Genomic DNA, 13,289 nt, shown 5'->3' on the forward strand with positions numbered 1-13,289 from the left:
CCGGGCGACTCGGCCGAGAGGTCACCCGTCCGTGGAGGTTTCAAACGTGATGCGAGTCACATCGAATGATGAAATTCCGGGGACCAAGTCCCCGTTTGAAACCCTGTCCAAGCAGAAACGGGGAGTCCCTCCCCGCTCTTCCGGAACCTCTCCGCCCGCTCGAAGGGAGCACCGCACCATGACCACCGTCACCGCTCCCCGCCGGCGCGCGGACGCCACCCGCAACCGGGCGCGCATCGTCGCCGCCGCCCGCGAGGCCTTCGTCGACCACGGGGCGATGGCCCCGCTCGACGAGATCGCCCGCCGGGCCGGCGTCGGCAACGCCACGCTCTACCGGAACTTCGCCGACCGCCGGACGCTGATCCACCAGGTGTCGCTCGCCGTCATCGACCGGATCGTGGCGCACGCGCACGCGGCCACCGCCGAGGAGCCCGACTCCTTCGCCGCGCTCAGCCGCTTCGTGCACGCCGCCGCCGACGAACGGATCGGCGCGCTGTGCTCCCTGCTGTCCGGCACCATCGACCCGCACGACCCCGAACTCACCGACGCCCGCGCCGAGATGAAGCAGGCCACCGAAGACCTGATCACCCGCGCGCAGGCCGACGGACTGCTCCGCACCGACATCGGGGCGGGCGACCTGGTGGTCGCCGTCGCCCAGCTCACCCGCCCGCTCCCCGGAGCCGACTGCCTCGACCTGCACCCGCTGGTCCACCGTCACCTGCAGATCCTGCTGGACGGACTGCGCACCCTCTCCCCGTCCGCCCTGCCCGGCCACGCCGTGACCATGGAGGACCTCAGCCAGCGCGCCTGAAACCCCGCCGTTCCAGGCCGCCGACCCCCGGCACTCCCATTCTTCCGACAGGCGCCCGACCGGGCCGCCTGCCAGTTTTCGCACGCTTCGTACGCTCTCTCGCACTCACAGGTGGGTACCTCCATGTCCGAAACCCTCCAGCCGGATCCGCGCCGCTGGAAGGCGTTGATGTTCATCGCGCTGGCCCAGTTGATGGTCGTCCTCGACGCGACCGTGGTGAACATCGCGCTCCCGAGCGCCAAGGAAGACCTCGGCTTCGCCGACAGCACCACCCAGTGGGTCATCACGGCCTACGCCCTGGCCTTCGGCGGACTGCTGCTGTTCGGCGGCCGGGTCGCCGACCTGTGGGGCCGCCGCCGGACCTTCATCCTCGGCCTGGTCGGCTTCGCCGCGGCCTCCGCGATCGGCGGCGCCGCCGTCAACACCGCCATGCTGCTCGGCGCCCGCGCCCTCCAGGGCGTGTTCGGCGCGCTGCTCGCCCCCGCCGCGCTGTCGCTGCTCGCCGTGATGTTCTCGGACGGCAAGGAGCGCGCCAAGGCGTTCGGCATCTACGGCGCGGTGGCCGGCGGTGGCGGCGCGCTCGGCCTGATCCTGGGCGGCGCCCTCACCGAGTACCTGAACTGGCGCTGGACCTTCTACATCAACATCCCGTTCGCGGCGGTCGCCATCGCCGGCGCGGTCCTGGTCATCCGCGAGCCCGCCGGCAGCCTGAACCGCAACCGCCTCGACATCCCCGGCGTGCTGCTGGTCACCACCGGCCTGGTCTCCCTGGTCTACGGCTTCACCCGCGCCGAGAGCGCCGGCTGGACCGACGGCTCCACCATCGGCCTGTTCGTCGCCGCCGCGGTGCTGCTCGCCGCGTTCGTCGTGGTCGAGAGCCGGGTCAAGGCCCCGCTGCTGCCGCTGCGCGTGCTCACCGACCGCAACCGCGGCGGCGTCTACCTCTCGCTCGGCATGGCCGTGATCGGCATGTTCGGCCTGTTCCTCTTCCTCACCCTCTACATGCAGGGCGTGCTGCACTACAAGCCGGTCGTCAACGGCCTGGCCTTCCTCCCGATGGTGGCCGGCATGATCACCGGCTCCACCCAGATCGGCGCCCGCCTGATGACCCGGATCCCGGCCCGCCACCTGATGGCGCCCGGCTTCCTGGTCGCCTCGCTCGGCCTGTTGATCCTCACCCGGATCGAGGTCGGCACCTCGTACTGGCAGATCCTGCCCGGCCTGATCCTGATGGGCCTCGGCATGGGCACCGCCTTCATGCCCGCCATGAGCCTGGCCACCTACGGCGTCCAGCCCCGCGACGCGGGCGTCGCCTCCGCGATGGTCAACACCTCCCAGCAGGTCGGCGGCGCGATCGGCACCGCTCTGCTCAGCACCGTCGCCCACAGCGCTGGCACCGAGTGGGCCAAGGCCCACGCCGCCACCGCCACCGACCCGCAGCTGTTCGCCCTCCAGGCCCAGGTCCACTCCTACTCCACCGCCATCTGGTGGGCCGTAGGCATCCTGGCCCTGGCCTCCCTCACCGCCTTCACCCTGATCAACGCGGGCAAGCCCGAACACCACGCGTCCAAGTCCGAGATCGAGGACGCCGTCCCGGTCATGGCCCACTGACCCCCACCACACACGAACGGCCTGCCCGGAAACCCTCCGGGCGGGCCGTTTCGCGTGTCAGCGGACGAATTCCTTGAGGACTTCGGTGTCGAGAGTGACGTTCACCGGTTCCGGCACCTCCACGGTGTGCCCGTGGGTGAGGGTCACGACGCTTCCGTAGCGGCCACCCCCGGGCTCGCTGAACACCGCGACGGCCCCGGCCTCCCGGTCGACCAGAAGGAAAACCGGGATGCCGGCCTTGGCGTAGGCCACCGGTTTCTCCTCCCGGTCACACCTGTTGGCGTGCGGATCGTGGGAGGTCACCTCGACCGCCATCAGCACCTCCGCCGGATCGGACCACTCCCCCTGGGCGGCGAACGCGCGCCGGTGGGCAAGCACTGCGTCGGGTTTGGTGCGGCAGTCACCGGAGAGCAGCACGCGCCGCCCGGGGTAGAGGCGGAGATCCGGCCGCTGCGTCATGCAGCACTCGATCAGCCACATGACGATCTCGGCGTGGTCGCCGTCGGGCATCGGCTTGACCCGGAGCTTTCCGGTGACGAACTCGAATGTCACGTCGTGTCTCTCCGCCGCTTCCGCGATCGTTTCGAACTGGCTGGGGAACATCTGCGGACGTTCGCTGGTCATGCGGGCAAGGTAGGGGCAACCGCCGTCGCGCGAAGCGCGTTTGCCTCTTCCTACCCGCCAGTAGCTGGGCTACAGTGTCGGCACGCGCCAGCGCCGGGCTTCGGGAGCCGCACCGGGTGGTTGCGTTCTTCTCTCTGTGTGCGCGTCGGCGTCGCTTCATGATCTGTCGGAGCGCCTGAGCACCACGGCACTGCCCCTCGACGGAACCGGAGCGGACCGGTCCGTAGCGCGGGGTCGCCGCTGTTCTTCTTCCGTTCCCCTTTTCTCCCGCGCCGTCGGCGCACCCTCCCCCGTCGTACCCCCGGCATGCCCGGGCAGGTGGCGGGGGCCGTCGGCGCGGGCCCATGACTAAGGAGTCTGGTCAATGGAGCGTCCCTTCCCCACTGTTGCCGTGGTCGGCCTGGGCACCATGGGTGCCGGGGTGGCTGTGGCGGTGGCCCGTAGTGGCCGGCGGGTGATCGGCGTGGAGGCCGGTCCGTCGCAGGCGGCGCGGGCGCTGGCCCGGATCGAGGCGTCCACCGCCCGGGCGGTGGCGCGTGAGCGGCTGACTGCCGAGGAGCGCGCCGCGCTGCTCGCGCTGATCGAGGTCGGTGACGACCTGGCGGCGGCCGCGCAGGCGGATCTGGTGATCGAGGAGGTCCCGGAGGACCTTGAGCTGAAGCGTGGTCTGTTCGCCGAGCTGGACCGGATCTGCCCGCCGGAGACGGTGCTGGCGACCGGCACCACCGCGCTGAGCGTGACCCGGATCGCGGCGGCCACCGCCCGCCCGGAGCGGGTGCTGGGGGTGCACTTCTTCAACCCGGTGCACACCATGAAGCTGGTCGAGGTGGTCCGCACCGTGCTGACGTCGCCTCAGGCGGCCTCGCAGGTCGCCGAGTTGGCGCGCGACCTGGGCAAGGAGCCGGTCGCGGCGGGCGACCGGGCGGGTTTCATCGCCAATGGTCTGCTGTTCGCGTACCTGAACCAGGCGGCGGCGATGTTCGAGTCCCGGTACGCGACCCGGGAGGACATCGACGCGGCGATGCGGCTGGGCTGCGGCCTGCCGATGGGCCCGCTCGCGCTGCTGGACCTGATCGGTGTGGACACTGCCCGCACCGTGCTGGAGGCGATGTACGAGCAGTCCCGGGACCGGCTGCACGCCCCGGCGCCGATCCTCGGCCAGCTGGTCGCGGCGGGTCTGCTGGGCCGCAAGTCGGGCCGCGGTTTCTACACGTACGAGGCCCCGGGTTCGTCCCACGTGATCGCCGAGGAGGCCTCGGAGGCAAAGGCCCGTCCGGCCGGCCGCGAGGTGCGCAGCATCGGCGTGTGCGGCAGCGGGACGATGGCGACCGGCATCGTGGAGGTGTTCGCGAAGGCGGGCTTCCCGGTACTGCTGGCGGCCCGCAGCCAGGAGAAGGCGGAGCGGGCGAAGGCGCAGCTGGCGAAGTCGCTGGAGCGTTCGGTGGCCAAGGGCCGGCTGACCGAGCAGGCCCGGGACGCGGCGCTGGCGCTGGTCACCCCGACCGGCGGGTACCAGGATCTGGCGGACGTCGATCTGGTGGTGGAGGCGGTGGCGGAGGACCTCGCGGTGAAGCGCGAGCTGTTCACCACCCTGGACAAGATCGTCAAGCCGGGCGCGGTGCTGGCCACCACCACCTCCTCGCTGCCGGTGATCTCCTGCGCGACGGCGACCGGCCGTCCGCAGGACGTGATCGGCATGCACTTCTTCAACCCGGCGCCGGCCATGAAGCTGGTCGAGGTGGTCTCCACGGTGCTGACGGCCGAGGACGTCACGGCGACGGTGCTGGAGCTGTGCGGGAAGGTGAAGAAGCACCCGGTGGAGTGCGGCGACCGGGCCGGTTTCATCGTGAACGCGCTGCTGTTCCCGTACCTGAACGACGCGGTGCGGATGCTGGAGGAGCACTACGCGACGGTGGACGACATCGACACCGCGATGAAGCTGGGCTGCGGCTACCCGATGGGCCCGTTCGAGCTGCTGGACGTGGTGGGCCTGGACGTGTCGCTGACCATCGAGAAGGTGCTGCACCAAGAGTTCCGGGAGCCGGGTCTGGCGGCCGCGCCGCTGCTGGAGCACCTGGTGGCGGCGGGCTGCCTGGGCCGCAAGACCGGCCGCGGTTTCCGCGACCACGCGCGGCGATGACCGGCCGTCCGGCGTCCTCGCCGAGCCCGCGGCCGTCGCCCGCCGGGGGCGTCAACCCGGCTGCGCCGAGGCCCCCGTGGGGGTCCGGCGCGGTCTCCTCGCGGTGGCCGCGGCCCGCCGTGGTGCCGCCCTCGGTGCCGGTGCGCAGGGCCAGGCCGGCGGGGGCGGCACCGGGTGCGTGTAGCGTTCCGGACATGGATCGCCAGACCTCGCTTTCCCAGCAGCAGCAGCCGGCCGCCGGGCCGGACCAGTCGCGGTCGGGGGTGGAGTCCGGGCCGGGCAGTCGCCGGGCCGCCGCCCAGCGGCTGCAGATGCGCCAGGACCTCACGGCAGCGGCCATGCAGCTGTTCGCCACCCAGGGGTACGAGGAGACGACGGTCGATCAGATCGCGGCCGCCGCCGGCGTGGCGCGGCGCACCTTCTTCCGGTACTTCCGGTCGAAGGAGGAGGCGATCTTCCCGGACCACGACGACACCCTGGTGCGGGTGGCGGACCTGCTGGCCAGCGCGGAGCCGGAGGAGCACCCGCTGGACGTGGTGTGCCGGGGCATCAAGGAGGTGCTGCGGATGTACGCCTCCACCCCGGACATGTCGGTGGCCCGCTACCAGCTGATCCGGCAGGTTCCGGCGCTGCGCGAGCGGGAGATCGCGGTGGTCTCCCGGTACGAGCGGCTGTTCACCCGGTACCTGCTGGGCCGGTTCGACGCGGCCGAGCAGACCCCGCCGGGCTGGCAGCGCGGCGGGGACGACGACTCGATGCTGGCCGAGGTGTCGGCGGCGGCGGTGGTCGCGGCGCACAACCACGTGCTGCGGCGCTGGCTGCGGGCCGGCGGGTACGGCGACGTGGAGGCGCAGCTCGACCACTCCTTCGAGGTGATCCGGGGGACGTTCTGGCCGACCCCGCCGAGCGGTGCCCGCCGCCGCGGCACCACCTTGGCACCGGGTGCCAATGGTGACGGAGTGCCGCCGGAGGACCCGGCGGCCGTGAGCGCACTGAGTGCCAGCCCGGGCGGTGAGGTGCTGATCACAGTGGCCCGCACGGATGCCCCGCTGGAGACCGTGGTGGATTCGATCCGGGCCGCGCTGGCCGGGCGAAGTGCCCTGTAATCCAGGCAGTTTCCGCAGGTGACAGACAGAATCGAAGGCCCGTTCCCGGTTTCGGGAACGGGCCTTCGCGTGTTCCCGTCAACCCCCTGAGCCGCGTGTCCTGGCTCACGCCAGAAGTTGGCACCCTGTGTCTTTACGAGTGGCACAGGGTGCCACTACTTTGTTGCCACCGGTCGCGGCGCCGCGGCTCCCCACCTCGGCGCGCCGTCGTCCGGTGTCCTCCCACCTGGGGGACGTGCACCCGCGACTCCACCCATCCGTCGCACCACCGCAGTACCCATCCTCAGACCCTCAGCGAAGCCGGTGTCCGCTCCCGGCTCCCCCAGACGCCCTGTGACCCTCGCACAGGTACGCCTTCGGAGGCAGCCATGCAGGAAATTCTCGACGCGATCCTCAGCGGCAACGCCACGTCCGCCGACTACGCGGGCCTCGCGCTGCCCGAGTCCTACCGGGCCGTGACGCTCCACAAGGACGAGGAGCAGATGTTCGCCGGCCTCGCCAGCCGCGACAAGGACCCGCGCAAGTCGCTCCACCTGGACGACGTCGCGCTGCCCGAGGTCGGCCCGGGCGAGGCCCTGGTCGCCGTGATGGCCAGCGCCGTCAACTACAACACCGTGTGGAGCTCGATCTTCGAGCCGGTCTCCACCTTCTCCTTCCTGGAGCGCTACGGCCGGCTCTCCCCGCTGACGAAGCGCCACGACCTGCCGTACCACGTGGTCGGCTCCGACCTGGCGGGCGTGGTGCTGCGCACCGGCGCCGGCGTCAACGCCTGGCAGCCCGGCGACGAGGTCGTCGCGCACTGCCTGTCCGTCGAGCTGGAGTCCGCCGACGGCCACAACGACACGATGATGGACCCGGAGCAGCGCATCTGGGGCTTCGAGACCAACTTCGGCGGCCTGGCCCACCTCGCGCTGGTGAAGACCAACCAGCTGCTGCCCAAGCCCAAGCACCTCACCTGGGAGGAGGCCGCCTCCCCGGGCCTGGTCAACTCCACCGCCTACCGCCAGCTGGTGAGCCGCAACGGCGCCGGCATGAAGCAGGGCGACAACGTGCTGATCTGGGGCGCCAGCGGCGGCCTCGGCTCGTACGCCACCCAGTACGCGCTGGCCGGCGGCGCCACCCCGATCTGCGTGGTCTCCAACGACGCCAAGGCCGACATCTGCCGGGCCATGGGCGCCGAGGCGATCATCGACCGGTCCGCCGAGGGCTACAAGTTCTGGAAGGACGAGAACAACCAGGACCCGCGCGAGTGGAAGCGCCTCGGCGCGAAGATCCGCGAGTTCACCGGCGGCGAGGACGTCGACATCGTCTTCGAGCACCCGGGCCGGGAGACCTTCGGCGCGTCCGTCTACGTCACCCGCAAGGGCGGCACCATCGTCACCTGCGCCTCCACCTCCGGCTACATGCACCAGTACGACAACCGCTACCTGTGGATGTCGCTGAAGCGCATCGTCGGCTCGCACTTCGCCAACTACCGCGAGGCGTTCGAGGCCAACCGCCTGATCGCCAAGGGCAAGATCCACCCGACCCTGTCCAAGGTGTACACGCTGGAGGAGACCGGCCAGGCCGCCCTCGACGTGCACCACAACAAGCACCAGGGCAAGGTCGGCGTGCTCTGCCTGGCCCCGCAGGAGGGCCTGGGCGTGCGCGACCACGAGTTCCGCGCCAAGCACCTCGACAAGATCAATCTTTTCCGCGAGCTTGACGAGCGGAACAACAAGCACAGCCGGGACATCTGATGGCTGCTCAGGAACGCGACCGCCCCTGGCTGATGCGCACGTACGCCGGCCACTCCACCGCGAGCGACTCCAACGCGCTGTACCGGCGCAACCTCGCCAAGGGCCAGACCGGCCTGTCGGTGGCCTTCGACCTGCCGACCCAGACCGGCTACGACTCCGACCACGTCCTCGCCCGCGGCGAGGTCGGCCGGGTCGGCGTGCCGGTCGGGCACCTGGGCGACATGCGGACCCTGTTCGACGGGATCCCGCTGGAGCGCACCAACACCTCGATGACCATCAACGCCACCGCCATGTGGCTGCTGGCGCTGTACCAGGTGGTCGCCGAGGAGCAGGGCGCGGACATCGCCAAGCTCACCGGCACCACCCAGAACGACATCGTCAAGGAGTACCTGTCGCGCGGGACGCACGTCTTCCCGCCCGGCCCGTCGGTACGGCTGATCACCGACATGATCGCCTACACGGTGGCGCACATCCCGAAGTGGAACCCGATCAACATCTGCAGCTACCACCTGCAGGAGGCCGGGGCCACCCCGGTCCAGGAGATCGCCTACTCGATGTGCACGGCGATCGCCGTCCTGGACGCCGTCCGCGACTCCGGGCAGGTCCCGGCCGAGCGGATGGGCGAGGTGGTCGCCCGGATCTCCTTCTTCGTCAACGCGGGCGTCCGCTTCGTCGAGGAGATGTGCAAGATGCGGGCCTTCACCCGGCTCTGGGAGAAGGTCACCCGCGAGCGCTACGGCATCGAGGACGCCAAGCAGCGGCGCTTCCGCTACGGCGTGCAGGTCAACTCGCTGGGCCTGACCGAGGCGCAGCCGGAGAACAACGTCCAGCGCATCGTGCTGGAGATGCTGGCCGTCACGCTGTCCAAGGACGCCCGCGCGCGTGCCGTCCAACTCCCGGCCTGGAACGAGGCGTTGGGCCTGCCGCGGCCGTGGGACCAGCAGTGGTCGCTGCGGATCCAGCAGGTGCTGGCGTACGAGTCGGACCTGCTGGAGTACGGCGACCTGTTCAACGGCTCGCACGTGGTCGAGGAGAAGACCGAGGAGCTGCTGGCCGGCGCCGAGGCGGAGATCGCCAAGGTGCTGGGGATGGGCGGGGTGATCCCGGCCGTCGAGTCCGGCTACCTGAAGTCCAACCTGGTGGCCTCGCACGCCGCCCGGCGGGCCCGGATCGAGGCCGGCGAGGACCGGATCGTCGGCGTCAACTGCTTCGACACCACCGAGGAAAGCCCGCTCACCGCCGACCTGGACACCGCCATCATGGTGGTCGACCCGGCGTCCGAGCGCTCCGTGCTGGCCAACCTGGAGGCCTGGCGCGGCAGTCGGGACGAGGCCGCGGTGCAGACCGCGCTCGCCCGCCTCAAGGAGGTGGCCGTCACCGAGGAGAACCTGATGGACGCCACCCTGGCCTGCGCCCGGGCCGGCGCCACCACCGGCGAGTGGTCGTTCGCGCTGCGCGAGGTGTTCGGCGAGTACCGCGCCCCCACCGGGGTCGGCGGCGCGCCGGTCGCGGTCGCCGCCGAGCCGGGCGGCGAACTCGCCGCCGTCCGCGAGGCCGTGGCCGCCACCGCCGCCGAGCTCGGCACCGGCAAGCTCCGCCTGCTGGTCGGCAAGCCCGGCCTGGACGGGCACTCCAACGGCGCCGAGCAGATCGCCGTCCGGGCCCGCGACGCCGGTTTCGAGGTGGTCTACCAGGGCATCCGTCTGACGCCCGAGCAGATCGTCTCCGCCGCTGTCGCGGAGGACGTGCACTGCGTGGGCCTGTCCATCCTCTCCGGAGCGCACCCCGAGCTGGTGCCCGACGTCCTGCAGCGGCTGCGCCGCGCGGGGGTGGAGGATGTGCCGGTGATCGTGGGTGGAATCATCCCCGCAGCGGATGCCGAGGCCCTCAAGGCCGCCGGAGTCGCTGCCGTGTTCACACCCAAGGACTTCGGCATCACCACCATCATCGGCCGGATCGTGGACGAGATCCGGCTGGCCAACAGGCTTCAGCCGTGGGCCGCGACCACCGCCGCGACCAGCTGACCCCGGAAGGAACACCTCTCAAAATGACTGTGAACCGCCTCCGTCCGCGCCGTTCCTGCCTGGCCGTACCGGGCAGCAACCCGCGCTTCCTGGAGAAGGCCCAGGGCCTGCCCGCCGACCAGGTCTTCCTGGACCTGGAGGACGCCTGCGCCCCGCTGGCCAAGGAAGGCGCCCGCCACACCATCGTGGACGCCCTGAACAACGGTGACTGGGGCGGCAAGACCCGGGTCGTCCGGGTCAACGACTGGACCACGCACTGGACCTACCGCGACGTCATCACCGTCGTCGAGGGCGCCGGCCAGAACCTGGACTGCATCATGCTGCCCAAGGTGCAGGACGCCCAGCAGGTGATCGCGCTGGACCTGCTGCTCACCCAGATCGAGAAGACCGTCGGCCTGGAGGTCGGCAAGATCGGCATCGAGGCGCAGATCGAGAACGCCAAGGGCCTGATCAACGTCGACGCGATCGCCGCCGCCTCGCCGCGTCTGGAGACCATCATCTTCGGCCCGGCCGACTTCATGGCCTCCATCAACATGAAGTCCCTGGTGGTCGGCGAGCAGCCGCCCGGCTACGGCGCCGACGCCTACCACTACATCCTGATGCGCATCCTGATGGCCGCCCGCGCCAACGACCTGCAGGCCATCGACGGCCCCTACCTGCAGATCCGCAACCAGGAGGGCTACCGCGAGGTCGCCCGCCGCTCCGCCGCCCTCGGCTTCGACGGCAAGTGGGTGCTGCACCCGGACCAGGTCGCCGCCGCGAACGAGATCTACTCGCCCGGCCAGGACGACTACGACCACGCCGAGCTGATCCTCGACGCCTACGACTGGTGCACCTCCGAGGCGGGCGGCGCCAAGGGCTCGGCGATGCTCGGCGACGAGATGATCGACGAGGCCAGCCGCAAGATGGCCCTGGTCATCGCCGGCAAGGGCCGCGCCGCGGGCATGCAGCGCACCAGCAAGTTCGAGATCCCGGAGGCGTGACCATGCAGTTCGGACGCACCTACGAGGAGTTCGAGGTCGGCGCGGTCTACAAGCACTGGCCCGGAAAGACCGTCACCGAGTACGACGACCATCTCTTCTGCCTGCTGACCATGAACCACCACCCGCTGCACATGGACGCCAACTACGCGACCACCACCGTGCAGGGCAAGAACGTGGTGGTCGGCAACTACATCTACTCGCTGCTGCTGGGCATGTCCGTCCCGGACGTCTCCGGCAAGGCGATCGCCAACCTGGAGATCGAGTCGCTGCGCCACATCGCGCCGACCTTCCACGGCGACACCATCTACGGCGAGACCACCGTTCTCGACAAGAACCTCACCTCGAAGCCGGACCGCGGCATCGTCTACGTCGAGACCAAGGGCTACAAGCAGGACGGCACGGTCGTCTGCATCTTCCGCCGCAAGGTGATGGTGCCGACCGAGACGTACATCAAGGAGCGCGGCGGCGAGCAGCCCGGTCGCCCCGAGCCGCTGGCCTGACGCCCCTTCCAGACCCCGGACGGGCGGGCCGCCGTCATCGGCCCAGCCCCTACCCGGTTCCCGGGGGCTCCGCGGCAGCCACGCGCCGCGGAGCCCCCCAACCCCCAACCCTCTTGAGCAGTCACGGAGCCGCACGATGGGACGCCTCGCACAGACCGACGGCCTCACCGAGATCCAGCGGGACATCCTCGCCACCGTGCGGGAGTTCGTCGACAAGGAGATCATTCCGGTCGCGACCGAGCTGGAGCACAAGGACGAGTACCCGACCGCCATCGTCGAGGGCATGAAGCAGCTCGGCCTGTTCGGGCTGACCATCCCCGAGGAGTTCGGCGGCCTCGGCGAGTCGCTGCTCACCTACGCCCTGGTGGTGGAGGAGATCGCCCGCGGCTGGATGTCGGTCTCCGGCATCGTCAACACCCACTTCATCGTGGCGCACATGATCAACGCGCACGGCACCCAGGAACAGAAGGACTACTTCCTGCCGAAGATGGCCGCCGGCGAGCTGCGCGGCGCCTTCTCGATGTCCGAGCCGGGCCTCGGCTCCGACGTCTCGGCGATCTCCACCAAGGGCGTCAAGGACGGGGACTTCTACGTCCTGAACGGCCAGAAGATGTGGCTGACCAACGGCGGCACGTCCAGCGTCGTCGCGGTGCTGTGCAAGACCGACGAGGGCGGCAACACGCCCTACAAGAACATGACCACCTTCCTGATCGAGAAGACCCCGGGCTTCGGGCCGAACGAGACCGTCCCCGGCCTCACCGTGCCCGGCAAGATCGAGAAGATGGGCTACAAGGGCGTCGACACCACCGAGCTGGTGCTCCAGGACGTCCGCGTCCCGGCGGACCGGATCCTCGGCGGCGTCCCCGGCAAGGGCTTCTACCAGATGATGGACGGCGTCGAGGTCGGCCGGGTCAACGTGGCCGCCCGCGGCTGCGGCGTGGCCCGCCGGGCGTTCGAGCTGGGCATCGCGTACGCCCAGCAGCGCACCACCTTCGGCAAGAAGATCGCCGAGCACCAGGCGATCCAGTTCAAGCTCGCCGAGATGGCCACCAAGGTCGAGGCCGCGCACCAGATGATGGTGATGGCCGCCCGTAAGAAGGACAGCGGGCAGCGCAACGACCTCGAGGCCGGCATGGCGAAGTACCTGGCCTCCGAGTACTGCAAGGAGGTCGTCGAGGACTCGTTCCGGATCCACGGCGGCTACGGCTTCTCCAAGGAGTACGAGATCGAGCGGCTGTACCGGGAGGCCCCGATGCTGCTGATCGGTGAAGGTACGGCGGAGATCCAGAAGATGATCGTGGGACGCCGTCTGCTCGAGGAGTACCGGCTCGCCGACTGAGACCGTCCTGATACCGGGCCGGAAAGGCGGGCGTGCGGGCCCGCCGCCGGCCCGTCCGTGCCCGCCCCCGGCCTGGTCAGCCGGACCAGGCGGGCACGGCACTTGATGCGGTCGCCCGGCGCGTTTCCCCAGGTACGCGCCGGGCGGCCGCTTCCCCGCACTGCCTGTGACCGGCGTGTCACTGAGACGTGAATCACCCGTGACCCGGGACCTCTTGGGGAACCGGACCCAGTCCGGTTACGGTCGTACACATAGCAGGTGCCCGACTCGGCAGGCAGGCGTAGTTCGACTAGCAGGCGGCTTGCCCAGATACCGGCAGGTCCCGATAGCATCCACCGGGACAGCAGCCGTCCCACACAACTCGATCCCCGCGGTGGCCCTCGTCCAGGGGCCATTCAGTGTTCCCGCGCGG

Annotated in this window: 10 protein-coding genes; 9 read left to right on the forward strand and 1 reads right to left on the reverse strand. The window is 70.3% G+C overall.

The genetic code is table 11. The annotated features are described in order from the left end of the window. Positions 1-178: 178 nt before the first annotated feature. Together ACFYS8_RS28475 and ACFYS8_RS28480 are read left to right on the forward strand one after the other, a co-directional pair. On the forward strand, positions 179-811 hold the full coding sequence (locus ACFYS8_RS28475) for a TetR/AcrR family transcriptional regulator (RefSeq protein ID WP_387646164.1): 633 nt from the start codon (positions 179-181) through the stop codon (positions 809-811). A gap of 123 nt (positions 812-934) precedes the next feature. Then, positions 935-2,422, forward strand: a complete 1,488-nt coding sequence (locus ACFYS8_RS28480; RefSeq protein ID WP_387646167.1) for an MFS transporter — start codon at positions 935-937, stop codon at positions 2,420-2,422. A gap of 57 nt (positions 2,423-2,479) precedes the next feature. On the opposite strand, the gene ACFYS8_RS28485 is transcribed toward ACFYS8_RS28480, so the two are convergent. Next, positions 2,480-3,046 (reverse strand): Uma2 family endonuclease, encoded by a 567-nt coding sequence (locus tag ACFYS8_RS28485; RefSeq protein WP_387646170.1) that lies wholly within the window; start codon positions 3,044-3,046, stop codon positions 2,480-2,482. Between the two features lie 364 nt (positions 3,047-3,410). On the opposite strand from ACFYS8_RS28485, the gene ACFYS8_RS28490 reads away from it, so the two are divergent. From ACFYS8_RS28490 to ACFYS8_RS28520, 7 genes are all read left to right on the forward strand, one after another. Next, entirely contained in the window at positions 3,411-5,186 is a 1,776-nt protein-coding gene (locus ACFYS8_RS28490; protein ID WP_387646172.1) for a 3-hydroxyacyl-CoA dehydrogenase family protein, read from the forward strand. Between the two features lie 194 nt (positions 5,187-5,380). Next, positions 5,381-6,292, forward strand: coding sequence for a TetR family transcriptional regulator (locus tag ACFYS8_RS28495; protein ID WP_387646174.1), 912 nt, complete (start codon positions 5,381-5,383; stop codon positions 6,290-6,292). Between the two features lie 368 nt (positions 6,293-6,660). Next, positions 6,661-8,031 carry a crotonyl-CoA carboxylase/reductase gene (gene ccrA, locus ACFYS8_RS28500; protein ID WP_387646177.1) on the forward strand — a complete coding sequence of 457 codons (1,371 nt, stop codon included), beginning with the start codon at positions 6,661-6,663 and terminating at the stop codon, positions 8,029-8,031. Next, positions 8,031-10,055: a protein meaA gene (locus tag ACFYS8_RS28505; protein ID WP_387646180.1), complete on the forward strand. Its 2,025-nt coding sequence runs from the start codon at positions 8,031-8,033 to the stop codon at positions 10,053-10,055. The genes ccrA and ACFYS8_RS28505 overlap by 1 nt, the downstream gene beginning before the upstream one ends. Positions 10,056-10,078: 23 nt before the next feature. Beyond that, positions 10,079-11,038 (forward strand): HpcH/HpaI aldolase/citrate lyase family protein, encoded by a 960-nt coding sequence (locus ACFYS8_RS28510; RefSeq protein WP_387646182.1) that lies wholly within the window; start codon positions 10,079-10,081, stop codon positions 11,036-11,038. Between the two features lie 2 nt (positions 11,039-11,040). Further along, positions 11,041-11,538: a MaoC family dehydratase gene (locus tag ACFYS8_RS28515; RefSeq protein ID WP_387646653.1), complete on the forward strand. Its 498-nt coding sequence runs from the start codon at positions 11,041-11,043 to the stop codon at positions 11,536-11,538. Between the two features lie 136 nt (positions 11,539-11,674). Beyond that, positions 11,675-12,877 (forward strand): acyl-CoA dehydrogenase family protein, encoded by a 1,203-nt coding sequence (locus ACFYS8_RS28520; protein ID WP_387646185.1) that lies wholly within the window; start codon positions 11,675-11,677, stop codon positions 12,875-12,877. Positions 12,878-13,289: the final 412 nt, after the last annotated feature.

The sequence above is a fragment of the Kitasatospora sp. NPDC004615 genome (assembly GCF_042873545.1).
GTDB lineage: Bacteria > Actinomycetota > Actinomycetes > Streptomycetales > Streptomycetaceae > Kitasatospora.